General features: G+C 41.8%; 25 protein-coding genes, 1 tRNA gene, 2 rRNA genes and 1 pseudogene (1 of these 29 cut by a window edge). 18 read left to right on the top strand and 11 right to left on the bottom strand.

Annotation, left to right across the window (positions count from 1 at the left end):
• From NEE14_RS10735 to NEE14_RS10720, 4 genes are all read left to right on the top strand, one after another.
• Nucleotides 1–234: ribosomal RNA gene (locus NEE14_RS10735) — 23S ribosomal RNA — on the top strand; it begins 2,648 nt to the left of the window's first position.
• 92 nt (nucleotides 235–326) lie between these two features.
• Nucleotides 327–437: ribosomal RNA gene (gene rrf, locus NEE14_RS10730) — 5S ribosomal RNA — on the top strand.
• 141 nt (nucleotides 438–578) lie between these two features.
• Complete coding sequence (locus tag NEE14_RS10725) at nucleotides 579–941, top strand: BlaI/MecI/CopY family transcriptional regulator (RefSeq protein ID WP_251967874.1); 363 nt, start codon at nucleotides 579–581, stop codon at nucleotides 939–941.
• Between the two features lie 3 nt (nucleotides 942–944).
• Nucleotides 945–2,459 carry a TonB family protein gene (locus tag NEE14_RS10720; protein WP_251967875.1) on the top strand — a complete coding sequence of 505 codons (1,515 nt, stop codon included), beginning with the start codon at nucleotides 945–947 and terminating at the stop codon, nucleotides 2,457–2,459.
• Nucleotides 2,460–2,678: 219 nt separating this feature from the next.
• Here NEE14_RS10720 and NEE14_RS10715 read toward each other — a convergent pair whose 3' ends face one another.
• Both NEE14_RS10715 and NEE14_RS10710 read right to left on the bottom strand, forming a co-directional pair.
• Entirely contained in the window at nucleotides 2,679–3,848 is a 1,170-nt protein-coding gene (locus NEE14_RS10715) for an acyltransferase family protein (RefSeq protein ID WP_251967876.1), read from the bottom strand.
• A gap of 88 nt (nucleotides 3,849–3,936) precedes the next feature.
• The gene (locus tag NEE14_RS10710) at nucleotides 3,937–4,500 is read right to left on the bottom strand and encodes a Crp/Fnr family transcriptional regulator (protein ID WP_251967877.1); all 564 of its coding nucleotides are present in this window, start codon (nucleotides 4,498–4,500) and stop codon (nucleotides 3,937–3,939) included.
• A 385-nt stretch (nucleotides 4,501–4,885) separates the two neighbouring features.
• Here NEE14_RS10710 and NEE14_RS10705 point away from each other — a divergent pair, with 385 nt between their 5' ends.
• Nucleotides 4,886–5,554 carry a hypothetical protein gene (locus NEE14_RS10705; protein ID WP_338578727.1) on the top strand — a complete coding sequence of 223 codons (669 nt, stop codon included), beginning with the start codon at nucleotides 4,886–4,888 and terminating at the stop codon, nucleotides 5,552–5,554.
• A 77-nt stretch (nucleotides 5,555–5,631) separates the two neighbouring features.
• Here NEE14_RS10705 and NEE14_RS10700 read toward each other — a convergent pair.
• Nucleotides 5,632–6,765 (bottom strand): annotated as a pseudogene (locus tag NEE14_RS10700) (AAA family ATPase); the annotation flags it as partial.
• Nucleotides 6,766–6,964: 199 nt separating this feature from the next.
• Between NEE14_RS10700 and NEE14_RS10695 the strand changes: the two are divergent.
• From NEE14_RS10695 to NEE14_RS10640, 12 genes are all read left to right on the top strand, one after another.
• A complete protein-coding gene (locus NEE14_RS10695; protein WP_251967879.1) occupies nucleotides 6,965–8,035 on the top strand; it encodes a nucleoside hydrolase in 1,071 nt (356 codons plus the stop codon).
• A gap of 391 nt (nucleotides 8,036–8,426) precedes the next feature.
• Nucleotides 8,427–9,650, top strand: a complete 1,224-nt coding sequence (locus NEE14_RS10690; protein WP_005944350.1) for a site-specific integrase — start codon at nucleotides 8,427–8,429, stop codon at nucleotides 9,648–9,650.
• A 25-nt stretch (nucleotides 9,651–9,675) separates the two neighbouring features.
• Complete coding sequence (locus NEE14_RS10685) at nucleotides 9,676–10,830, top strand: PDDEXK nuclease domain-containing protein (protein ID WP_005944347.1); 1,155 nt, start codon at nucleotides 9,676–9,678, stop codon at nucleotides 10,828–10,830.
• A gap of 233 nt (nucleotides 10,831–11,063) precedes the next feature.
• A complete protein-coding gene (locus tag NEE14_RS10680; RefSeq protein ID WP_005944344.1) occupies nucleotides 11,064–11,636 on the top strand; it encodes a Crp/Fnr family transcriptional regulator in 573 nt (190 codons plus the stop codon).
• A gap of 9 nt (nucleotides 11,637–11,645) precedes the next feature.
• Nucleotides 11,646–12,209: a Crp/Fnr family transcriptional regulator gene (locus NEE14_RS10675; RefSeq protein WP_005944341.1), complete on the top strand. Its 564-nt coding sequence runs from the start codon at nucleotides 11,646–11,648 to the stop codon at nucleotides 12,207–12,209.
• Nucleotides 12,210–12,309: 100 nt separating this feature from the next.
• Nucleotides 12,310–12,741 carry a GNAT family N-acetyltransferase gene (locus NEE14_RS10670; RefSeq protein WP_005944338.1) on the top strand — a complete coding sequence of 144 codons (432 nt, stop codon included), beginning with the start codon at nucleotides 12,310–12,312 and terminating at the stop codon, nucleotides 12,739–12,741.
• A 30-nt stretch (nucleotides 12,742–12,771) separates the two neighbouring features.
• Entirely contained in the window at nucleotides 12,772–13,185 is a 414-nt protein-coding gene (locus NEE14_RS10665) for a hypothetical protein (RefSeq protein WP_005944336.1), read from the top strand.
• Nucleotides 13,186–13,201: 16 nt separating this feature from the next.
• Nucleotides 13,202–13,624: a SecDF P1 head subdomain-containing protein gene (locus NEE14_RS10660; RefSeq protein WP_005944333.1), complete on the top strand. Its 423-nt coding sequence runs from the start codon at nucleotides 13,202–13,204 to the stop codon at nucleotides 13,622–13,624.
• A gap of 14 nt (nucleotides 13,625–13,638) precedes the next feature.
• Nucleotides 13,639–13,929, top strand: coding sequence for a hypothetical protein (locus tag NEE14_RS10655; protein WP_004323652.1), 291 nt, complete (start codon nucleotides 13,639–13,641; stop codon nucleotides 13,927–13,929).
• A gap of 98 nt (nucleotides 13,930–14,027) precedes the next feature.
• On the top strand, nucleotides 14,028–14,267 hold the full coding sequence (locus NEE14_RS10650) for a hypothetical protein (protein WP_080720260.1): 240 nt from the start codon (nucleotides 14,028–14,030) through the stop codon (nucleotides 14,265–14,267).
• On the top strand, nucleotides 14,221–14,640 hold the full coding sequence (locus NEE14_RS10645; RefSeq protein WP_004323654.1) for a hypothetical protein: 420 nt from the start codon (nucleotides 14,221–14,223) through the stop codon (nucleotides 14,638–14,640). The genes NEE14_RS10650 and NEE14_RS10645 overlap by 47 nt, the downstream gene beginning before the upstream one ends.
• A 129-nt stretch (nucleotides 14,641–14,769) precedes the next feature.
• Nucleotides 14,770–15,102: a helix-turn-helix domain-containing protein gene (locus NEE14_RS10640; protein WP_004323655.1), complete on the top strand. Its 333-nt coding sequence runs from the start codon at nucleotides 14,770–14,772 to the stop codon at nucleotides 15,100–15,102.
• A 52-nt stretch (nucleotides 15,103–15,154) separates the two neighbouring features.
• On the opposite strand, the gene NEE14_RS10635 is transcribed toward NEE14_RS10640, so the two are convergent.
• From NEE14_RS10635 to NEE14_RS10600, 8 genes are all read right to left on the bottom strand, one after another.
• Complete coding sequence (locus NEE14_RS10635) at nucleotides 15,155–15,874, bottom strand: hypothetical protein (RefSeq protein ID WP_005944331.1); 720 nt, start codon at nucleotides 15,872–15,874, stop codon at nucleotides 15,155–15,157.
• A gap of 4 nt (nucleotides 15,875–15,878) precedes the next feature.
• Nucleotides 15,879–16,799, bottom strand: a complete 921-nt coding sequence (locus tag NEE14_RS10630) for a relaxase/mobilization nuclease domain-containing protein (protein WP_008642636.1) — start codon at nucleotides 16,797–16,799, stop codon at nucleotides 15,879–15,881.
• The gene (locus tag NEE14_RS10625) at nucleotides 16,765–17,148 is read right to left on the bottom strand and encodes a MobC family plasmid mobilization relaxosome protein (protein WP_004310825.1); all 384 of its coding nucleotides are present in this window, start codon (nucleotides 17,146–17,148) and stop codon (nucleotides 16,765–16,767) included. Before NEE14_RS10625 ends, NEE14_RS10630 begins: the two co-directional genes overlap by 35 nt.
• 147 nt (nucleotides 17,149–17,295) lie before the next feature.
• Complete coding sequence (locus NEE14_RS10620) at nucleotides 17,296–18,261, bottom strand: toprim domain-containing protein (protein WP_005944329.1); 966 nt, start codon at nucleotides 18,259–18,261, stop codon at nucleotides 17,296–17,298.
• A 163-nt stretch (nucleotides 18,262–18,424) separates the two neighbouring features.
• Nucleotides 18,425–19,498, bottom strand: a complete 1,074-nt coding sequence (locus NEE14_RS10615) for an AAA family ATPase (protein ID WP_004323659.1) — start codon at nucleotides 19,496–19,498, stop codon at nucleotides 18,425–18,427.
• Nucleotides 19,499–19,503: 5 nt separating this feature from the next.
• Nucleotides 19,504–19,791, bottom strand: a complete 288-nt coding sequence (locus NEE14_RS10610) for a helix-turn-helix domain-containing protein (RefSeq protein WP_005944327.1) — start codon at nucleotides 19,789–19,791, stop codon at nucleotides 19,504–19,506.
• Nucleotides 19,792–19,915: 124 nt separating this feature from the next.
• On the bottom strand, nucleotides 19,916–20,824 hold the full coding sequence (locus NEE14_RS10605) for a hypothetical protein (protein WP_007479974.1): 909 nt from the start codon (nucleotides 20,822–20,824) through the stop codon (nucleotides 19,916–19,918).
• A gap of 236 nt (nucleotides 20,825–21,060) precedes the next feature.
• Nucleotides 21,061–21,144, bottom strand: a tRNA-Leu gene (locus tag NEE14_RS10600).
• A gap of 182 nt (nucleotides 21,145–21,326) precedes the next feature.
• Here NEE14_RS10600 and NEE14_RS10595 point away from each other — a divergent pair.
• Nucleotides 21,327–22,406 (top strand): mannose-1-phosphate guanylyltransferase, encoded by a 1,080-nt coding sequence (locus NEE14_RS10595; RefSeq protein WP_251967880.1) that lies wholly within the window; start codon nucleotides 21,327–21,329, stop codon nucleotides 22,404–22,406.
• The last annotated feature ends 47 nt before the right edge of the window (nucleotides 22,407–22,453 follow it).

Here is a 22,453-nt window from a genome sequence, read left to right as displayed (position 1 = left end):
CTAGTACGAGAGGACCGTGTTGGACAGACCTCTGGTTTACCGGTTGTACCGCCAGGTGCACCGCCGGGTATCTAAGTCTGGAAAGGATAAGTGCTGAAAGCATCTAAGTACGAAGCCAACCTCAAGATAAGATTTCCTTAGGAGGGTCGTCAAAGACGATGACGTTGATAGGCTGCAGGTGTAAGGTCAGTAATGGCGAAGCCGAGCAGTACTAATAGCCCGAAACTTTCTTATCGGAAAAAGGATTGATAGTTACGAAGCAGAAAAGGTCTTCCGGAAGACTTTACGGGATGTACGGCAGGTTCAAAAGATTTAAATAAAGAAATTAAGGTGGTTATAGCACGAGGGATCCACCTCTTCCCATTCCGAACAGAGAAGTTAAGCCTCGTCACGCCGATGGTACTGCGTAACAGTGGGAGAGTAGGTAGCCGCCGTTTTAGAAAGAGAAAGCCGGTTCGACATCTGTTGGATCGGCTTTTTTCGTGTTTATATTTTGGATTAATCTTATTTAACCGTTTCTTGATTGTGCATCTACGAAAGTTTCGTAGATTTGCGTTGTTCTCGTAATTGATTGATATATGGAAAAGTTAACTACACAAGAAGAAACGGCTATGCGATTGATTTGGGAGATTGGTCCCTGTGTTGTTCGGATGCTTCAGGAGAAATATCCGGAACCGAAGCCTCCTTATACTACTTTGGCTTCGGTTGTAAAGAATCTGGAACGGAAAGGTTATGTAAAGAACCGTCGTTGTGGAAATGTCTATGAATATTATCCATTAATTAGTCGGGAAGAATATCGTACGGCTTTTATGAAAGATGCCGTCAGCAATCTGTTTTCGAATTCCTATAAAGAACTGGTCTCTTTCTTTGCGAAAGAAGAAAAGATTTCTGCGGATGATTTGCGGGATATTATCGAGAAAATCGAAACAGGGAAGGAGTAGCCTATGTTCTCGGTTGATTATCTGATACAGGTGAATGGGGCTCTTGCCCTCTTCTACGGGATTTACCGGTGGATGTTTGCGAAGGATACTTTCTTCCATACCCGTCGTTTTCTCTTGTGGAGTTTCTGGCTGGTGGCGATTTCATTTCCTTTCTGGGATGAATGGCTGTGGATACATGAGCCGGCTCAGGTGATGCGTAATGTATTACCTGTGGACGATTGGGTAACTTTGCCAAATGTTTTGGTGGTTGCAGATCATCCGGCAGCGACTCATGGGCATTTCTCTTGGTGGATGGCATATGGATTGGTGGCATTGCTGCTTTTACTACGCTTCTTTCTTCGAATTGGAAGTCTTGTTTACTTATATATTTGTACAGATCATCAGGCGGTAGGTGGTTTTACAATTTGCCACTTAAAATCGCCCGGTGGACCATTCTCTTTCTTCCGTTGGATTTTCGTTTATCCGCCGTCGCATTCCGAAAGTGAATGGCGGGAAATTCTTATACACGAGCAGACGCATGCGCGTCAATGGCATTCGTTGGATATTCTGTTTGCCGAATGTATGACGTGTTTGCTTTGGTTTAATCCGTTTGTCTGGCTTCTTCAGAAAGAAATACGTGATAACCTGGAATATCTGGCCGACGATTCGGTTCTACACGCCGGATGCGACCGCAAATGTTATCAGTATCATCTGTTGGGGCTTTCTACTTCTCCTCAGGCTGCAGCTCATTTATATAGTAATTTTAATGTATCATCTCTAAAAAACAGAATTCGTATGATGAACAAACAACCTTCAAAAAGAATAGAGCAAGTGAAGCTTCTTGTGTGGCTTCCTTTGATCGCCCTGCTGCTGACGTTCAGTAATTGTAATACACCGTCGGCTAAGCAGACTGATGGAAATGGAACTGTAAAGGTTTCGGCTGTGGTGGTGGATGATGTGGCGCCTATTGTGGGTGCAGCAGTGGTGATTAAAAACACAACTTCGGGATCCATTACTGATTTGGATGGAGAATTTGCTCTGGAAGCTCCGGCTGATGGCACTTTGAGAATTTCGATGCCAGGATTTCAACCCAAGGAGATCGCCGTGAAAGATGTAAAAGACGGTATGAAAATTCGCTTGGAAATAGATCCGAATGGCATGAAAGCTGATGATGCGCAGAGTCAACTTAGTGTGGAAAAGGCGAATGATGATGTGGTAGAAGGACAAATCTTCACGGTTGTAGAAGAACAGCCTTCGTTTCCGGGCGGGGTATCCGCTTTGTTCAAGTATCTGGCTGCTGAAGTCAAATATCCGGTGATTGCCCAGGAAAATGGCATTCAGGGACGTGTTGTGACTAGCTTTGTGGTGGATAAAGAGGGAAATATCAAGCAGGTGAAGGTGGAACGAGGTGTTGATCCGGCTTTGGATGCGGAAGCTCTTCGTGTAGTGAAGGCTATGCCGAAATGGATTCCCGGCAAACAGAAAGGAAAAGCTGTTGCTGTGCGTTACATTCTTCCGGTTCAGTTTAGGTTGCAATAATATGATATGTGTTTTCAGCGCCTCGCGCTGGCGTTTTTGTAGAGTTACAAAAGTCTCCGCGTGAGGCGCTGGTGTTTTTGCAGAGTTACAAAAGTCTCCGCGCGGGCCGCTGGCGTTTTTGCAGAGCTACAAAAGTCTCCGCGTGAGGCGCTGGTGTTTTTGTAGAGTTACAAAAGTCTCCGCGCGGGCCGCTGGACTTTTTGTAGCCCTACAGAAGTCTTACGCCGCCGGTTTCTTAGGCATGAACTTCTTTGTCAGCCATCTTCTGACGGGCTCGTCGTAGCACTTCAGACACAGATAAGCCAGCAGAATACTGCCGATATAAACCATCAAGGCCGTGGGCCATACTTCGCCGAAGGTATAAAGTTTGTTGTCAATCAGCCAGGCATAGAATAAGTACATAAGCGGATAATGCACGGCATAGAGCGGGAACGAAATATCTCCCAGGAATTTGCAGATCTGCGTAGATCGCTTGTCGGTCGTTTTGCCCGAAGCACCAATCCATACCAGAATTGGGAAGATGAAGAGGATACAAACAGCCTCGAACAATCCGTTCAGACTGATCGGTCCGTTGTTTTCGATGTAAGGCACACAGAAGAGAAGGAGCAGGACAACCGAACAGATCCAGAATGCGCCTCGTATCTGCATCGGTCGGAAGTCGCGTGATAGCAGCATTCCCATCGTGAAGGGGAAAAGCATCCGCAGCGATCCGCCCAAGAAGTTCACACTGTCGAGCGTCCAGCCCACACCGATCATGCCGTAGCCTGAGACATCGAACAAGGCAAACCACGCCAGGAAGACACCCAACATGCCGACGAGTACGGCCAGTGCCTTCTTGGATAACCGATGAATGAATAACGCGTATAATATATTTCCGATGTATTCGAAGAATAGCGACCAACTGGGACCGTTGAGCGGAAACATCTCTCCGTTGCCACGTACTTCATAACGCACACCCGGAACCGCTGGTATGAAGAACATGGCGCAAAGCAAAGCCAACATCACCATCGAGGTCGCTATCTTCGTTCCATCCCATTGTACACTTCCTTGAATGCAGAACGTGACGGCACCAATAACGGCTCCCATGACGATCATCGGGTGCAGGCGGATCAAGCGGCGTTTGAAGAAATTCCCGAGAGACATGGTTTTTCCCAGGCGGTCGTCGTAGGCATAGCCGATAACAAAACCGGAAAGGATAAAGAAGAAATCGACCGCTAAATACCCGTGGTTAATGGTCGTGATCAGTGTTCCTCCGGCAGCAAACGAGAGACCTTCGAAGATGTGATAGAATACAACAAGCAGAGCAGCTACGCCTCGCAGCCCATCCAGCAATTCATAATGGGGCTTCGTATCCGCAAAGGCGGCCGCAGAAATTCTAGTTTCTGACATGGACGATTATGTTTGGTTTATATGTAAGGCAAATGTATGATCTATTTTTGGAGAAAAGTTTGTCCTATGTCAAAATCGTTGGCCGGCTTTATCCATTTGCCCGCAGCCGGCTGAGCGTCGAAAGTGTAATACCCAGATAAGAAGCAATAAATCCAAGATTGACGCGCTGGCAGACATCCGGAAACTGTTCCTTGAATGCTTCATACCGCTCTTTTGCCGGAAGCGTAAGGCGTTCCTTGTGGCTGCGGTGCAGACGCCGGTATTCATTCTGATGTATGATTCTTCCCCAGTTGCATAATTCGATATTCGTCTCAAAAAGATGAATCAGGTCAGTCAGTAAGATACGGTAAGCCACGACTTCTTCGAGGGTTTCAACGAATTCCTCACTCACTTTCTGGTAATAGAGTTCGTCCATGCTGAATACGATGCTTCCTTCGCCCGCAAATGATGTGGTAATCTCTTCTCCGTCGACCAGCCAGAAAGAACGGGTCATTCCTTCCTCAATGAAATAAGCATATTTGCAGAATATATTTTCTCTTACCAATAGATATCTTTTTGGAAAATGGCATAACGTCAGACAAGCCTCCAGCGCTTGAATGGAAGCATCAGAAACAGGATAAGCCGAGCGGATGCTTTGGATAATGTTTTTCATAATGTTTCTTCCCGCCAATCAGATGTTCATTTCAACTAACATACAAAGTTAAAAAAATAAATCAAGAGGCTATTCTTTCGGTTCTCACTATTTATTCTTTAATCCACGCCGTGGATTACTTAGTTCTCAGTGTGGATTACTTAGTTCACGCCGTAGATTAAGTAGTTCACGTCGTGAACTAAAGAAATGTTAGGCAGAATATATTTTTTAGATAGGCAGGAATTCTATTTTGGCCTATGGATATTTAGGTAAAATAATACGCTAAGGGACCTTGTTTTATTATATGGATGAATTATATTTGTAGAAATCTGTGAGAAAGTTTGTTGCCGGTAATAATTAATAACAGTGGTATATGAGAATCATATCTTTTTTGAAGCTATATGTAATGGCCTTATTACTGTGGGGCTATAACGGTGAAAGCAAAGCTCAGGTTTTGCCTCAAAGTAAATCATCGGCTATAATAGGAGGAAACGATGGACCTACTGCTATTTATATAGGAGATCGGCCAGATTTTCTTTTGAGGGAAGGCTTAGATATGGTTAGAAACATGTGTACTTTGGCAAATGATACAAACTATATTAAGTACAGTACCAACAATCCAGGTATTATCCGTTTAATAAAAGATATAGGTTCAGGTAATTATCAAACAAATTATCATGTATTTGAAATAGATCATCTTCAAGGCTTTTTAAAACCAATTATGGATTTAAACGCTCATCTTGGCAAAGCTGTCTATGAGAGATTTTATAAAAGCATACCTATGCAGATAAATTCTTCTGCTGGTTCGACAACTGTTGCGGCCACGTCCTTGCTCGTTTGGGATGATGTTTCTCATTATGATAAACTAGAGCAACCTTGCCTCTATCTTTATTGTTTTGAGAATGATATTAACTGTATGGTGTTGTTCTTCCCTAAAAAAGAATATATAGTGCAAACTTATGGAACATTTATTGTTCATCACCGATTTTCTGATCTGAAAACTTCAGATGATGTGAAGGCGGCTCTTAAAGAGGTGTTGCATGTTTCTGATATAAACATAAAAGTGATACAATAAAATCTATGTCAATTGTGTTGCAGAAGTGAAACTACTCTTCAACAATCCATTTCTCGATGCCTCTTATTTCCTGTCTGTAAGTGAGCGTAACAAGGTAATAGAAATTTGGTGAAACCTTCTTCTACTTCCTTATTAGGAAATCCCAAGTAATAAACTTGAAATTCCTTATCATATCCTTTAATGGTTAAATAACCGCTTTGGTACAGAATGGGTATAGGATTAGAATACATGGTGTCTATTCCTCCAAGTGAATCGGCAGAGGTCATTTCTTCGGTCAACCGATGCAAATCATATTCGCTATGTTTAAGGAGTTCAACCAGAAAAGTTGGTGTTCCGGTCTCGAACCAGTAACTACCGAACTTCATCTTTGCAAATGTATTCAGCAGGCTGAATGGGTTATATATATCATCGCCGTATTCCACGAAATGATATCCATCATACATTTCTTTGAGGTAAGCCTTTGTTTCTTCTTCGGTCATGCCATTCTTTTGCCCAAGTTCTACGATGTCATCCTTGAAGTTGCTGAGAAGCTCTTTTTCAGTGATACCGCATATATTGGCAAATCGATTGTCTATGGAAATATCCATCAGGTTATTTAGATCACTGAATACACTGACTTTGCTGAATTTGGTTACTCCAGTAAGCAGGGCAAACTGGATATACTTATCGCAACTCTTCATTACACTGTAAAAAGCTTTCAGTGTATTGCGGTAGTCGTTCAACAACGGTTCGTTCCCAATGGCCTGAAGCATGGGTTTATCATATTCATCAATGAGGATCACTACGGGTCGATTCCATTTCTCGGCTGCACGTTGAATTACTCCTTGGAAACGCAGGGACAGATTGGTTTCACTGGGGCGGCTTCCGTAAAGGCTTTCCCAAATGCACAACGCATTATTCAGTATGCTGTATAAACTTTCAGGCGTATCATACTTTTGGGCATTCAGATCCAAATGTAAAATAGGGTATTCTATCCATTCCTTTTCCAGTTGTTCTATGGCGAGTCCTTCAAATAACTCTTTCTTCCCTTGGAAATAAGCTTCTAAGGTAGATATGAGCAGACTTTTCCCAAATCGTCTGGGACGACTTAAGAAGTAATATTGACCGGACTTTATCAGCTGATAAATCAGATCCGTTTTGTCGATGTAGCAATAATTCCCATTGCGTATCTTTTCAAAGTTTTGTATGCCTACCGGATAGTTCCTTTTCATATCGCCTCAAACTTAAGTTACAATGAATTGTACATGCTTTTACAAATGTAACGAATTTTATTTCTTATACAAAGAATATATGTAATCTTCAGTTCTTTAAAATAATCCTGTCTTTATGTATCAGTCGTTGGGAATAAAGAAATAGTAGATCTGAAATTTACCCGGTATTTTTTGTAGTTTTGGAGTAAAAATAGGAAGTATGAGGCAGTTTTGTTTAGTTTTCATTCTGTTTTGTGGCGTTACTTTGGGATGGGCTGGTGATGATCGTCGCCAGAAAATAATTTTGGATACCGATATGGTAGAGCTTTTTGACGATGGCATCGCCATGATGATGTTAGCAAAAGCTCCAGATATAGAATTATTGGGAGTTACTGTGGTGGCAGGCAATACCTGGGTTTCTGAAGGGACCGCTTACGCTATCCGTCAGTTAGAAGCGATTGGCGTAACAAATGTACCAGTGTTACAAGGAGTTCGTTTGCCATTGGCCCCTAACCGGAAGGAGAGTATAAAGGAAGAAATTCGATTATTTGGTTATGGAGAAGGGTATTTAGGGTCATTTGCTTATGAAGAGCCTGCCTCTTGGAAAGATGTTTATGTTTCCCGCTATAAGCAAGAACCTACTATTGAGCCAGCCGACATGCATGCAGTCAATTTTATGATAGAACAGGTAAAACGATATCCTCATGAGGTAACAATATTGGCTATTGGCCCTTGTTGTAATTTATCGATGGCTATCAGGATGGCTCCCGAGATTATTCCGCTTATCAAGCGGGTTGTTTATATGGGAGGAGCTTTTACAGTGCCGGGAAATACGACTCCAGCTGCCGAATTTAACTGGTGGTATGATCCGGAAGCTGCACAAATCGCCTTGCGTGCGCCTTTTAAGGAACAGATAGTAGTAGGATTAGATGTCTGTGACCGAATTGAACTGCGTAAGGAACGTTATGACCGGATTATTGGACTGTTGAAAAATGATAAGCTTCATTCCATGTCGTATGATAATTTTCTGCAAGCGACATTTCAGGAACGTCCGGATACAGTATGGCATATTTGGGATATTGTAGCTGCCGCATTGTGTATGGATTCTTCCATTCTTAAGCGGGAGATGATATGTCATGTGGATATCAATACGCAGCAAGGACTTTCTTACGGACAGTCTTTGGCCTTTCCATATAATCCGCCCGTTGGTACACAGTCTGTACGGATTGTAATGGAAGTGGATGAGGGACGATTGTGGCGGTTGATTGAAAAATACTGCCGTTTGTTCTGAGTTATGTAGTGAAGAAGTGTTTCTGCTCTTTTCTATATAAAGAGCAAAGGGCAGAACCTTATTATAGGTAAACCTGTCAACCTATGAAAAGAAAAAGGACAAACTCTAAATGATTCGAATTTGTCCTTTTTAGTACCCAGACCCGGTACAAGCCATAGAAATCATAGGAAAATAAAAGAATTTATCTTCCTTATTATCAACTATTTGAATATTTCCTATTTTCTCTATTTTTGCCATATTTTGCCCATTTTCCGTTATTCAGTACACTTTTAGTACACTTTGAAATATCATTTTCTTTTGTACCTTTGCAATATTGGAAAACAAAAGAAAATCAACTATTTAGCGTAATCACCCGGTTATGGTACCTAAATCGGGATAAAACCTCTAAACAATGGCAAAGTTAGAAAATAAAACGAAAGAAAACCCCAAGTTAGAGCAAAATAAGCTCTCGGATGGTAGAATCAGCCTTTACTTAGAGTATTATTTAGGTAGAGAGGAAAAGCCCGTATTAGATGAAAACGGCAATCAAGTGTACTATGATAGTGGAAAGATGCAAGGTAAGCCCAAGTTTGCAGTAAAGCATAACAGGCGAAAAGAAAACCTTAGTCTGTATCTGATAGATAAGCCCCGTACCCCTGCGGAACGCCAGCAGAACAAAGAAACATTGGAGCTTGCCACAAAGATACGTGCGGAGCGTGAGCAGGAATTTAAAGAAAGTATGTTGGGCTATCGGTTGAAAAAAGATAGAACGGTCAATTTCTTAGACTATTTCCAAGCCTATATCAACAGTTATACCAAGAAAGATATTCGCATGGTACAAATTGCGCTTAGCCGTTTTAAGGACTTCTTAAAAGAGCAATACCCCATGAATGAGTTTAGTATCAAACCGGAACTTATCACCAAAGAAATGATGGAGCAGTTTGTAGCCTATTTGCAATCCCGAAGTGTGGGTGAAGGTGCTAAAAGCATTTACCAGCGTTTCAAGAAAGTTATTCGATATGCGATTGACCACGATGTAATGTTGAAAGACCCATGTAAAAGTGTTACCTGTAAAGTGGATAGCCAAATGCTTCGAAAAGATGTTCTTTCTCCCGAAGAAATACAAAAGTTGGCGGCTTGCCATTATGACAACGAGAACCCGAATGTCAGACGGGCTTTTATCTTCTGTTTATACAGTGGTTTGCGTTTCTGTGATGTAAAAGACCTTACCTATAAGAATGTGGATTACGCTAATCGGTTATTGAAATTTGAACAAAGCAAGACAAAGGGACATTCTGCCAGTAGTGGTGTGGTTATTCCCCTGAATGATGGTCTATTGTCTATCATTGGTGAAGCCCCGGCAGATAAAAACTGTTTGATATTCGATTTACCTACTTACGAAAGTTGCTGTAAATCAGTAAAGCGTTGGGTAAAGAGAGCCGGGATAGACAAACATATAAGCTGGCATTGTGCCCGGCATTCGTTTGCCGTGAACATTCTGAACAATGGGGCAAATATCAAAACCGTAGCCAGCCTTTTAGGGCATAGCGGATTGAAGCATACGGAGAAGTACACCCGTGCGGTGGATAAATTGAAAGAGGAAGCAATAAACAGCTTGCCCGAACTAAAGTTTTAACCATAAAAGACTTATCTTTGTAACTATGAACTTTGAAGCATTAGTAAAACATATCAGCACGATACAGAACACGTTGCAGGCACAAGCCGCACATGCTGTAAACCTTGCCCTTACTTCCCGTAACTGGCTTATGGGTTGCTATATTGTAGAATTTGAGCAGAACGGAGAAGACCGTGCCGCCTACGGTGAACAACTGTTGAAGAAGCTGGAACAACGACTGAAAACAAAAGGTCTGAATGAACGTAGATTCAGGGAATTTAGACGGTTGTACCTTGTTTATCCACAACTAAAAGAACCTGTTACACAATACATTGCATCACAAATTCAAATTCGGCAGTCATTGACCGCCGAATTCACTGAACCAATTCGGCGGTTGGTGACCGCCGAATCTGAAAATGGAGTTTGGAAACTATCAACAGAATACCCACAAACCGAAACATGGATGATTCCGGCTGATAGATTATTCAATAGATTATCTTCCACCCATTTAAACACTATATCGGGAATTGAGAACCCGGTAAAACGTGCTTTCTATGAAATGGAAACCATTCGTGGCTGCTGGTCTGTAAAGGAGTTGGAGCGACAAATCGCATCTTTATATTACGAACGTAGCGGACTATCCAAAAACAAAGAAGCCCTCTCCGCTTTAGTCCAGCAACAAGCAACCTTATTACAACCTAAAGATGTTATCAACACCCCTGTTACTTTGGAGTTCTTAGAGTTGAATGAACGTGCATTGGTGACAGAAACTGATTTGGAACAAGCCATTCTTGACAACCTGCAACACTTCCTGTTAGAAATGGGACATGGCTTCTGTTTTGAAGCCCGGCAAAAACGTATCTTGATAGACGAGGATTATTTCTTTGCCGACCTTGTGTTCTATCACCGCATTTTGAAATGCCATGTTATTGTAGAATTGAAGATAGATAAGTTCCGCCATGAGTACGCTTCGCAACTAAATATGTATCTGAACTATTTTAAAGCGGAAGTGATGCAGCCGGATGATAACCCACCTATCGGCATTTTGCTCTGCACCGAAAAGGGAGATACCTTGGTTAAGTATGCCACTGCCGGGTTAGACCCAAATATTTTTGTGCAAAAGTATAGGATAGAACTTCCAACAGAAGAAGAAATAAAAGTATTCATTTCTTCCTCAAACTATGAGAGTTACAAACTTTAAAATTGGCGAAAAGAAAAAAGATTGTTTCTTCTTTCGCCAGCACATATATTTTGCAGGCTACAAAAGTTAGTTTGGTACGTTTTGGATATATATACAAAAGCACAAACTAAACTCACAATAAAGTAGATTAAAAAAAAGAGAAGATGTTTTGATAAAGTCAGGAATCTATTTTCCCTTTTTAAGAGAACAACTCACGAGGTTATTCTATATTTTAATTGCAATTAGTTTATAGTATGGAAGATTTTAACTCACAATATGCCAACCATTCGAAATTAGAACAGCTAAAGCAGTTCATTTTGGAACATGGTACTTATATCGAACTCAAAAAGGGTGAACAATTCACTATTCAAGGCAAAGTGAATCATCGGGGAGCTTATATCGAACACGGCTTATTGAGATATACTCGTGTGGATGAAAAAGGGAATATACATATAGTAGGATATACTTTCTCCGGAGAGTTTACAGGAAGTTTATGCACACTTATAGAGCCTAATCAACCGTCATTAGTAACAATTGAAGCCGTTTGCGATACAAAGATTTGTTATATACCCTATTTAAAAGTAGAGGAATTCTTTGCCACAAATGTAGAAACCATGCAAGTAAAATGTACTCTTATTGAACAATCATACTTATTAATGTATCATAGATTAATAGATATGTACTGCAAGACTACGGCAGAACTGTATCTTGACTTATTGAATAGATGCCCCGATATTCAAGAGTACATTACGTTAAAGGAGATTGCCTCTTTCTTGCAAGTCACACCGGAAACAATCAGTCGCATACGCCGTGGACTGAATAAATAGCTTACGACAATGAAAGATTTTAATTCATACCTCGACAATTTAGACTATTCCCTCGTAAAAGATTTATTTCATGAAAAAGGGAAGCAACGTATATACCACAAAAAAGATTTCTTTATTCGTCAGAATGAAATATCACGTTTTGCCGAATGGGTAGAAAACGGTACATTCCAATATACATATATTGATGGAGAGGGTGAAGAACACATTGTTGGATACGCTTTCACCAACGAGTTTGTATGTGACTATTCTTCTTTAATGAGAAGTGGCTTATCGTTAGTAAATATTCAAGCCATAACAGAGTGTTCTGTATATGAAATATCCCGTCATGACATTATTGAATATTGGGAAACGGATATGAAAACTCAACGATTCGGAAGGCATGTGGCAGAGAGTCTATTTGAAATGGTATATGAACGATTACTTGATTCATATTGTACGCCTGAAATACGATACAGGAACTTGATGGAACGTTGTCCTAACTTGAAAGAAGTAGTTCCTTTGAAAAGCATCGCTTCATTCTTAGGGGTTACACCGGAAACCATTAGCCGCATACGCCGCAAGTTAGAGATATAACTCACCTTTTAACAATTGTTATATTGGGGTCTTGATAATTGTCAAGACCTTTTTCCTCCACCTTTCATTACTTTGCACACATTGATTAAAAACTATTAGTATGATACGGAAATTAATGAAAGAAGAATATAAAAATGCTATAAACTTATCCTATCAAGTATGTATAGAGTGTGGCATTAACGATTTTACGGAAGAAGGGATTGAAACCTTTAAAAGTTTCGTGTATGACACATCGTTGATGAATACGCTTGACATATATGGGGCTTTTGACAATCATTTATTGATAGGAATAATCGGTGTACATCGGGAAAGGCAACATATATCCCTCTTCTTTGTCTTGCCACACTATCATCGGCAAGGAATAGGAAAATCGTTATTTGACTATATGATGAGCAATTGTAATTTTACTTATATAACAGTTAATTCTTCAACCTATGCAGAAACTTTTTATACATCTTTAGGCTTCAAAAAAGTGGGTAAAAAAGAGATTAATAAAGGTATTGTTAGTATCCCTATGAAGAGAAATATATAATTATTGTCAATCACTTAAAATAGAGATAAGATGAAAAAGAAAATTACTTTATGTATGGTGCTTTCCACATTCATTATTTGCGCCATGTTATGTCTGACAAATTGTAGTAACGATGATGCCCCTACTTCTGTCTTCACCCCCGAAGCCCTGAAGCAAACTACTTGGCAAGCGCAAATGACCGTGTACAATATCGAAGATGAGATAGACTACACAAAACAATCCATTCTTCAGTTTACTAACGAATCAGAAGGCATTTATACAAGGACGAACGAAGAAGACGGATATATGTGGAACACAGATTTTACTTATCAAGTAAATGGAAAAATCATCACGTTCGACAACATAGCAGGTCCGTGGACAGTGATGGAATACACAGGAACACATCTCGTAATGGAAGCCTATAATCCCAATAAGATGGTGTGGACGTTGGAGAAGATGTATTAACCTAAAAATAGCGGATATGAAGATTTCAACAATTCTCTTTTTCTGCCTACTAATGACAGCTTGTATGCAGACAAAATCCTTTCACCGGACAAACGGCTGGTACTACGTAACATCACAGACTACAGACAGCCTTTCACAAACACCTTTCCTTACTGTTATGGATTTCGATTCTTTACGTTTGGAAACTGATGCTTTTGGACACTCGGTCATTACCGGTGTCTTCCTCCAAGATAAATTGCCTATATGGAGAGAAGCCACAACAAAGAGTGTAGGAAAGTACATCGCTTTCGTTTTCAATGACACGGTGATAACTGCTCCTCAGGTTAATAGCCCCATAGAAAGCGGATGTTTCCAAATTTCCAATCCGCATGGATATGATTTGGAACGTATCTTTAGGGAACTACAAAAAGAAATTGATATATCAAGGTTTGGAAATTAAATGTTAACTGGAAAATGGGAACATTAGGTTGCATAAATGATATGCTACAACGGGACAAAGAGAACCGTGAGCTTCGCAAGTTGAATAGAGACAGGATGAAAGAACATCACAAATATCTTGTAGGCAAAGGTAAAAATGCTGATTTATCCAATGTTTCCATTGAAAAGATAGAAGAAATCCGTAAAAAAACCATAGAAAAGGAGCAATCAGACCAAATATATATGTTTAGGATATATATATTTCTTACAATATGCCTTTTAGTGCTATTTTTATTGGGATTACTTTGCTATAAACTATTTTTCTAAATTCCCCCAAAACAACAACTTGCGGATTACAATATTATGAATTGAAATAAGCCTTTTCCTAAGTCTCGCTAAGGCTTATTTTTTATATGAATACATACATGAATCTAATTTTAGAACAGCGATTTTTCCGCTTATTGTCGGAATATTCACAACGTAAAGTTTCTGCATCGGAGTTTACAGAAGCTATTGAGGAATTGGCTACGCATGTAGCCGATTTTGGTATCAACGAACAGGATTACAGTATTTTACTTCGCTATTTTTCCTTTGGTTTACACCGTCTTAAATCGTATCGTGTACGGTTTGAGCAAGAAAAAAATGCCCTATTTGCATTTAATTGATGAAGCGATAGGACTTTTGAACACTGAAATACGCCTTATTGAATGGCGCATCAAATACCCGGAACAACTACAGCAACGCATCAATAAACAGCCCCTTTCCCCTCTCTACCTCGCCGACAAAACAACCCTTATCAATATCATGGAAGTGGTAAGCGGCTTATTCCTCTCCAAAGACATCGTTTATCAGAACGGTAAACCTGCCTATTTAGTGGACTTATCCAAAGGTTTTGAATGGTTGTTTAACATTAAGATAAGCGACTGCCACCAAAAACATGAGGACGTGATAAAACGGAAGCCGGGCAAACTCACCGAATTTCTTAATGGACTGGCAAACCTAATCAAAAATGAACATGATAAGAAAGGATATAGATAATCAGCAACTTATGATTTATTTATAGGGGACTCCATTAGTTCTCCTGTAATTTCTTTGTATCCGTTTTTAGAACTTTGCTTCATCAATCGATTGACAAACAAAATGTATAATCTGAAAAATGAAGCAATTATGTATATAGACAATGACGAATTTGGTGGATGGATGCAGAAGCTGTATGCCAAACTGGAAGAACTCTGCAAAGATGTACGGGTACTACGCAATGCAGACAGGGTACTGCCCGAAGATGATAACCTATTGGATAATCAAGACTTGTGCCTGCTGTTCAAAGTAAGCATCAAAACCCTGCAACGCTACCGGGCTATCGGTGCGTTGCCATACTTCACTATCAGCGGAAAAGTGTATTACAAGGCTTCCGATGTCCGGGAGTTCATCAAGGAAAGGTTCAGCGTCACCACGCTACGCCAGTTCGAGAAAGAACACTGTACGAAGAAAAAGAAGTGAATCTGAAAAGCCGGAACGGTGAATGTGCTTCATCCATCCCGGCTTTCCCCGTTTATGGCTTACCCAGCTTATCAGCTTCTTTCTTTAGCTGTTCGGCTTGCTCGTTCAACAGCCTTGCACGTTCCAGTGCTTCCGCCTGCTTTTGGATGCGGTATTCAAAATCCATCACTGAATCGGTCAGACTTCGGATAAAGCCGTTATCCCGTTGCCATTTGAACTTGTTTTCCAGTATATCAAAAGTTTCCCCGTCTGCCTGTCCTTGCATCAGCAAATAGCGGTATTTCATATCGTTGTCCTGTAACTGCTGCATACGTTCAGCCAAACGGATATTCAAGAATATGGAAACGGAACAGATAACCAGCACTGCCGAAAAAAGGAACAATCCCGGACGAATCCAAGAAGCGACCTTGTTGCAAATCCGTTGATAGAGCGGTAAGGGTATAGCTTCCTCTTTATCCGTCTTGCAAGAGCCCAAAGCATCAAGCATTACCTTGAAACAACGGTAGGTTTCCAATACTATTTTCTTGGTGTCCTCGATATGTTTCTGCTGACCTTGCATCCTATTCCTTATCTCGTCAAGCTGGCTTCGGATAGCCTGCAAATCCTTTTCGGGAACAGCCGGGTTACTGTGCAATTCCGACAATGCCTGTTCGATTGCGTTCAGTCTTTCAAGAGTTTCCTCCCGACTGGCTGGCGTTACCTGTGCTTCCTGCTTCTCTTTCAATTCAGTAACCATTGAGAGAAGCCCCTCTAAAATCAAATTTTTCTCCATGTGTTTACAAATTAAGTTGTTTTTTCTTTTTCTTCTTCTTTCTTAAATTCAAGTTTGGTTCTTCATCCGCAGGGGGTGATGAAGCGGTGAACAGACCGAGTGAGCCAGTTATCAACGGACTGTCAGTCTTTCCCTGTGTCGGCAATGGCTCCCGAACGGGTGTAAAAGCTGTCTGCCGTTGATTTCCGACCGTATTCAGTCCTGCATCCCCGAAACATTTATCCAGTTTGGAGAAACTAAAATTGCGGTCTATCTCCGAACCCTTGAACGTGTATTCGCCTTTGGAAAAGGAAACGCCCTGTATCTCGCCCGTCTGCCCCTTGTACTTGAACCGGACAGTAATACCCTTTTCCGCTAACCGCTCCTGTAACTGCCGCCAGTTCTTGAACTTCCCGATTTCGTTCTTTACAGCCGTGTAAATCTCGTATTTCGACTTGTCCGGCTCTTTCAAGCGGTGCTGCTTTACCTGTTCTTTTCCACCAGCAAAATAAAGCCCGTGTTTGGTTTTCAGCTTCTTGCATACCTGCTCGTTACGGTACATATCGTTCCTGTCCGAAATGGTCTTGCCGTTGTTGTCTATGCGGTTGAACACGATATGCACATGTGGGTGTTCCCGGTCTTGATGGCGCACGATGATATACTGCGTATCGGTGATTTTCATTTCACGCATATACTCCTGCGCAAGCTGTACCATCTTCTCGTCTGTCAATTTGGGTGCATCCACTGCCGAATAACTTAACGCAATATGTCCGACAGGCTTCTTCAAATCGGGATTCATCCCGGTCTGCATACAGAAGCTGCGGATTATATCGCCCCGGCTTTCAGTCAGAACCCCGTCCGCATGAAGCAAAACCGCCTGCTCCTTACCAAGCACATAGTTCACACAGCCCTTAAACCCGCTTCCCTTTTTTATTTTTCCAATCATCCGACAACTGATTTATAATTTCGACAATCCTGTTTTTGAGTTTCACCAGTTCCACCGCCACCAGTGCGAAACCTCCGGCATTCGCTCGGTGCGCCAGTTGGTTGATGTTGTTGGCTTCCCCTGCCAGCTTGCGGATGGTGTCCGCATCCTGCCTATTCAGCCGGGGTATGACCTCTGCCGAAACAACCGCCTGCCGGACATACTCACTGACACGCAACCCGGCTTCCCCGGCTCGCTTCCTGATGGCATAATACTGCAACTCGGTCAGCTTCGTGCTGACTACCCGTTGCTGCTTCTCTATCCGTTTCTTTGCCGGACGTCCCCCCGGCTTATCCTTTATATTCGTCATAGGTTTTTACATTTGAATGGTATCTTAAAAATTGCGACCAACGGGAGAAATTTTCTTTGCTGTCAAGCAAAGCAAGGTAGTTTCGGTTTACCGAAACATAACCTTGCTCTCCAAATTAAACCGCCTGTCGCTGGTAATCCTGCCGGACTAAATGCCCCTGCCCCTTTTCTGTCTTGGGGCGGCACGTTGTCCGGTTTCCTGCTTTATCTCCTGCGCTTGGCTGGTGCTGTTCTTCTGTTCCTGCTTCCTGCCGCACAGGTAATCGTTCAAGTCCGAATACCCCCTGTAATTGCCCGAGAAGTCACGCACACGGTAGGAGTATTCCAATTCGATAGCCCGTGTCGCTTCATATCCTGCCTTGTCATTGTCAAGCATACAGTGGATGCGTTCATACGGGTACAGCACGTCAATAGCTTTCGGCACATTGACAGTAGAGTTGAGTATGACATAATCCTGCCTGTCAAGGTCGGGCATGGTCGGGCAGTTCTTCATCCGGAGCGTGAGGAAAGAAAGATAGTCCATAAAACCCTCGAATACCAAACACTTCTCTCTCGGCTCTCCCTGCTGCCGTATATGGGTGATGTCTTTCGGGGCGATGCAGCCTTTGAAAAAGGAATTGCGAACCTCGTAACCTCCTGCTATGTTCGGGAAACCGATAGCAAAGAACGGTCTGCCGTTATTGGTAAAATGGAGTTCCTTACATTCTCTTTTTGCCAGTTCGATATTGATACCCCGTCCCTCCAAGTAACGGAGCAATGCCGGATGGGTCAAGTCACGGACTTCCAAATGTTGGAAACTCGGTTCTGTCCTACGCTGGGGAAAAGAAAAACTGACCGGGCGGACGTGCGGTGTCTGTTCCGCTATCCGGTTTAACAGGTATGGCAGGCTGTCGGAGCAATAGAGTTCCTTTGCCAGTGCGATGATGTTGCCGCCCTTGCCTGCGCCAAAGTCATACCAAAGGTTGCGGTCAGTGTTCACCTTGAAAGACGGTTCGTGTTCCTCCCTTAACGGTGATTTGTACCATAAGCCGTTACCCTGCTGCTTGACAGGAGAGTAACCTAAACTATGCAGATAGTCTGCGATGGGTATTTGTTTCACATCTTCGATGTTCATAACATTTTCTTTTTTGGGGATTAAAAAATAGTTGAAAAGTGCGCCAGTCCTGTTTAGTCCGTTATATATATACCCGTACCATACTAAACCTGCCTGTTCCGATACAGGGAAATAGTAAGTCCGTTCCTCTTATATATACACCCGGACTAAACCAAACTGACTTTTAATAATGGAAATCGGGATTATAGCGGTAGCCCTTGCCCTCTTTCACAATCATGCGCTTGTTCACAAGGAACTTGTTCAAATCCACATGGATATTGCGTCCACGCTTGTAGCCGATACTTGCATAACCCTGTTTCAAGGTCTTTAGGACATTCTCGTAACCATATATGACCTGTTTGCCAAAACCGTTTTCCAAAGCTGTCCTGTGCTGTTGCTCCGTCAGTTCTGCCAGTGGAAAGCCCCTGTCTTGGCTGGGTTGCTTGAATACATAACCGTCCACGGCTTCGGGCAATGCGCTGTCGTTGATACGGAATGCGAACGGGTCAAACTCCCGGTCACGTATGTGCATCGCCTTTACCTCGCTTATGTTGCCGTCCTGCGTACTTTTGGTAATTTGCAGGACGGTTTCAGCCTTATTGTTCAGTTCCGTACCGATATGCCCCCTTGTGTTGTCATCCCCCTTGTTCAAATGCAGTACGGTATGGATATGCAGGTTATATCCGCTTGACCAGCGCATCAAGAGGTTGATTAGGTCAGTCGATTCGCTGGGGCTGTTGATGTCATACATCAAGTCACGGATTCCGTCAATGATGAGCAACCCCACATCGGGCATATTTTCAAGCATATAACCGATAATCTGTTTCCGCTTATCGGGTGTCTGCTCCCTTAGCACGATGAAAACAAAATCGTCCCTGTCCTTGTCGGTAGGCAGTCCGGCAAGCCGCAAAATACGCTCCATGACCTTGTGGCAATGGTATTTGCTCTGCTCGGTATCTACATAGAGGATTTTCCGTTTGTTCGGTGGCAGGTATGCCGAATACTTCAATACCTCGTCATTCTTCAACGCTGCCGCAACGATAGCGGAAATGTTGAATGTCTTTTTGCTCTTGGCTTTACCCGTGGATGCACTGAAATTACCCAACGTGCCAATGGTAGAGCCGTTCACCCAGAGTATTTCGGGCGGCACTTCGTAAGTGTCCGTCACCTTTAGATGAATGGTTTTCCAAAGGGCTGCGAAATCCTCTTTCTGCATGGTGATGTCCTGCCCGGCTTCTGTCGCTTTTCTATTTTCCATAGCCGTTATTTCTTTAGAGGACGGTTAAGGATATACTTCTGCGCTTCCTGCTCTATCTGCGCCTGCGTCTTGACCGGGTTCTGACGCAACCATGCTTCCAACTCCGCTTTCTCAAAATAAAGCATTTTGCCCTGCGGCTTGTAATGGGGTATCAAGTTACCCGAAGTCAGCTTGTACAGGTAACTTTTAGAAAGGTTCAAGAACTTGCTCGCTTCATCGAAGCTAAGCACGTTCTTTGAAAGGAACAACATCTTTTCGAGTTCGGAAACTCTTAACTCTAAATTTTTTTCCATATTGTTTAGGAATTTAGGTGAAACAATATGAAGGTGCGCACCCTCGTTTTTTTGTTAACGGGGGCAAAGTTAAGAGCTTGAAAATGAAGTCTAATTGACCTTTGTTTGAGCGTTCAATCTATGCTCAACCTTTTTGCAGTTGTTTGATGTATTTGTCTATGATTTCATATCCTTTCGGATAGATGTTTTTCGCTTGGTCTGTCGCACTCGACAGGTCAGTACGTGTAAGCGGTTCACCTTTTATCTTCTTCAATATCAGTTTATTGTTTGCTATGACAGACTGCCATTCATAAACGATGTAATTATAACAGCTAAGTTGCATCATAAGATAGGCTAACAGACGGGTATTATTAACTTTCAATACCCCATTCAGTTTGCAGTTGAAAAAATCGGTAAGTATTTTGGCACTGACGGTAGTAGTAAACATATTCGCTTCATTCACACAGTCGGTCAGAAGTTTGATTTCATTAGCTTTCAACGTGGACTTGAAAGGATTGCTTTTGCCCACAATCTTGGTTGGATTAGTATCTGCACTTTCCTCTTTCTCTTTTGGCAAGGCTTGCTCTTGGATGGCAACCGCATCTGTATGGTAATTGCTTTCCTGTTCTTGCAGATAGCGCAAATATTTGGAAAGCACGACAAGATTAACGATAATGGACAAATAAGGAAGCCGCCCATCATAACAGGACGGTTCATGCAAATATGCATCCATATCAAAATCAGAGCAGCGGAAACCGATATACTTTTTTCTTTCATCAGAATTCAAGTCCTCAAAATAACCACTTTCCCACAAAAAATCGGGAATATCCATGTCCAATACAATGTTACGCACGACACGGTATTTTTGTTGGATGGCTACAATATTTTCAGTCACACGGAAAATTTCTTGTCGCAAATAATCCTTTAGCTGGGCTTGCGTCAAATATTCACGTTTTAAAAATAGTGCATCTACTTTAGTTTTATAGTCATGAGCTATACAACTATCTAATATCTTCTGTATTTCTCTGAAATTGGTTTCTATATGATTTTCCATAATCGTGTGCCTTTAAACGTTCTTACTACAAATATAAGGTAAGAATCTCACTTTTCCCGAAAACATCGGCAATAATAAGGAAGAAAAGATAGGATAAGCGTTAAGAAATTATAAAGATATGGGGAAGAAAACTATTAAAGTACACCTTTTCTTTGTATTCGTCATTCAGTACACATTTAGTACGCCCTATAAAAGCAGAAAACCCTGATAATCAGGTGATTATCAGGGTTTATTCGTACCCAGAGCCGGGATCGAACCGGCATGGAAGTGAATCCACTGGTGTTTGAGACCAGCGCGTCTACCAATTCCGCCATCTGGGCATTTTGTCAACCTTTATTTATAACTGAGCAACTTTGTTTCTCAATTGCGTTGCAAAGGTAGGGCTTTTTTTTGAACCTGCAAATATTTCTCCAGTTTTTTTCAACTTTTTTTCTCAGGCCTGTTAAATGAAAGATTATTTCGTTAGATTTGTAGTGTGTATAACTTCTAAGTCTATTAAGCTATGACCAACAATTATTGTGTTATTATGGGCGGTGGTATTGGAAGCCGATTCTGGCCATTTAGTCGGGAAGCTTATCCAAAACAGTTCCTTGATTTTTTTGGAACAGGCCGCACTTTGTTGCAAATGACGTATGATCGTTTTGCCAAGATTATTCCGGCAGAAAATATATATATTGTCACAAATGCATTATATGCAGATCTGATTAAAGAGCAATTACCCCAATTAGATCCTTCTCAGGTTTTGTTGGAACCGACTCGTCGTAATACGGCTCCTTGCATTGCGTATGCTGCTTATCATATACGGGCGCTGAATCCCAATGCGAACATGGTTGTTGCTCCATGTGATCATTTGATATTGAAGGAAGATGAGTTCCTGGAAGATGTAAAGAAAGGTCTTCTGTTCGTTGATGGCCAAGATGCTTTGCTGACGATGGGTATTCGTCCGAGTCGTCCGGAAACCGGTTATGGCTATATCCAAAGCTGTGAAGATGGAGCTGATGGCTTTTCGAAAGTAAAGACTTTTACAGAGAAGCCTAATCTGGATCTGGCCCGGATATTCTATGAAAGCGGAGAGTTCTTTTGGAATTCAGGTATATTTTTATGGAATGTCGATGCTATCATCAATGCTCTCCATAAATATCTGCCTGACGTGACGGCCCGCTTTGATTTAGGATTACCCGAATTCAATACAGCCGAAGAACATGCTTTTATTGCCCAGAACTTTCCATATTGCCCGAATATTTCCATTGACTATGCGGTAATGGAAAAGGCAGAGAATGTATATATGCTTTGTGTAGATTTCGGTTGGGCCGATTTGGGTACATGGGGCTCGTTGTATGATATTGCACCGAAAGATATACATGATAATGCGCCATTAAAAACCCAGACTTTGTTGTACGAAAGTAGTGGTAATGTTATTGCTCTATCTGATCCGGAACGGATGGCAGTTATTCAGGGCTTGAAGGATTATATTGTTGCTGAGTCAGGTAATGTCTTGCTGATTTGTAAGCGGGAGGATGAACATCGGATCAAAGAATTTATGGCAGACGCCCAGATGTTGCACGGGAAGGAATTCAGTTGATCAGAATGGTTTTGTCTGTTCCTGTTGGGATAGAAAATGAAACTATC

The sequence above is a fragment of the Parabacteroides sp. AD58 genome (genome assembly GCF_023744375.2).
GTDB lineage: Bacteria > Bacteroidota > Bacteroidia > Bacteroidales > Tannerellaceae > Parabacteroides > Parabacteroides absconsus.
Note: the sequence above shows the minus strand (reverse complement) of the source record. Positions and strands in the feature narration are given on the sequence as shown.

Bases quoted from the DNA above. Each gene is read 5' to 3' on its own strand.
- NEE14_RS10725 (WP_251967874.1), top strand. From the start codon at position 579: ATGGAAAAGTTAACTACACAAGAAGAAACGGCTATGCGATTGATTTGG.
- NEE14_RS10720 (WP_251967875.1), top strand. From the start codon at position 945: ATGTTCTCGGTTGATTATCTGATACAGGTGAATGGGGCTCTTGCCCTC.
- NEE14_RS10715 (WP_251967876.1), bottom strand. From the start codon at position 3,848: ATGTCAGAAACTAGAATTTCTGCGGCCGCCTTTGCGGATACGAAGCCC.
- NEE14_RS10710 (WP_251967877.1), bottom strand. From the start codon at position 4,500: ATGAAAAACATTATCCAAAGCATCCGCTCGGCTTATCCTGTTTCTGAT.
- NEE14_RS10705 (WP_338578727.1), top strand. From the start codon at position 4,886: ATGGCCTTATTACTGTGGGGCTATAACGGTGAAAGCAAAGCTCAGGTT.
- NEE14_RS10695 (WP_251967879.1), top strand. From the start codon at position 6,965: ATGAGGCAGTTTTGTTTAGTTTTCATTCTGTTTTGTGGCGTTACTTTG.
- NEE14_RS10690 (WP_005944350.1), top strand. From the start codon at position 8,427: ATGGCAAAGTTAGAAAATAAAACGAAAGAAAACCCCAAGTTAGAGCAA.
- NEE14_RS10685 (WP_005944347.1), top strand. From the start codon at position 9,676: ATGAACTTTGAAGCATTAGTAAAACATATCAGCACGATACAGAACACG.
- NEE14_RS10680 (WP_005944344.1), top strand. From the start codon at position 11,064: ATGGAAGATTTTAACTCACAATATGCCAACCATTCGAAATTAGAACAG.
- NEE14_RS10675 (WP_005944341.1), top strand. From the start codon at position 11,646: ATGAAAGATTTTAATTCATACCTCGACAATTTAGACTATTCCCTCGTA.
- NEE14_RS10670 (WP_005944338.1), top strand. From the start codon at position 12,310: ATGATACGGAAATTAATGAAAGAAGAATATAAAAATGCTATAAACTTA.
- NEE14_RS10665 (WP_005944336.1), top strand. From the start codon at position 12,772: ATGAAAAAGAAAATTACTTTATGTATGGTGCTTTCCACATTCATTATT.
- NEE14_RS10660 (WP_005944333.1), top strand. From the start codon at position 13,202: ATGAAGATTTCAACAATTCTCTTTTTCTGCCTACTAATGACAGCTTGT.
- NEE14_RS10655 (WP_004323652.1), top strand. From the start codon at position 13,639: ATGGGAACATTAGGTTGCATAAATGATATGCTACAACGGGACAAAGAG.
- NEE14_RS10650 (WP_080720260.1), top strand. From the start codon at position 14,028: ATGAATCTAATTTTAGAACAGCGATTTTTCCGCTTATTGTCGGAATAT.
- NEE14_RS10640 (WP_004323655.1), top strand. From the start codon at position 14,770: ATGTATATAGACAATGACGAATTTGGTGGATGGATGCAGAAGCTGTAT.
- NEE14_RS10635 (WP_005944331.1), bottom strand. From the start codon at position 15,874: ATGGAGAAAAATTTGATTTTAGAGGGGCTTCTCTCAATGGTTACTGAA.
- NEE14_RS10630 (WP_008642636.1), bottom strand. From the start codon at position 16,799: ATGATTGGAAAAATAAAAAAGGGAAGCGGGTTTAAGGGCTGTGTGAAC.
- NEE14_RS10625 (WP_004310825.1), bottom strand. From the start codon at position 17,148: ATGACGAATATAAAGGATAAGCCGGGGGGACGTCCGGCAAAGAAACGG.
- NEE14_RS10620 (WP_005944329.1), bottom strand. From the start codon at position 18,261: ATGAACATCGAAGATGTGAAACAAATACCCATCGCAGACTATCTGCAT.
- NEE14_RS10615 (WP_004323659.1), bottom strand. From the start codon at position 19,498: ATGGAAAATAGAAAAGCGACAGAAGCCGGGCAGGACATCACCATGCAG.
- NEE14_RS10610 (WP_005944327.1), bottom strand. From the start codon at position 19,791: ATGGAAAAAAATTTAGAGTTAAGAGTTTCCGAACTCGAAAAGATGTTG.
- NEE14_RS10605 (WP_007479974.1), bottom strand. From the start codon at position 20,824: ATGGAAAATCATATAGAAACCAATTTCAGAGAAATACAGAAGATATTA.
- NEE14_RS10595 (WP_251967880.1), top strand. From the start codon at position 21,327: ATGACCAACAATTATTGTGTTATTATGGGCGGTGGTATTGGAAGCCGA.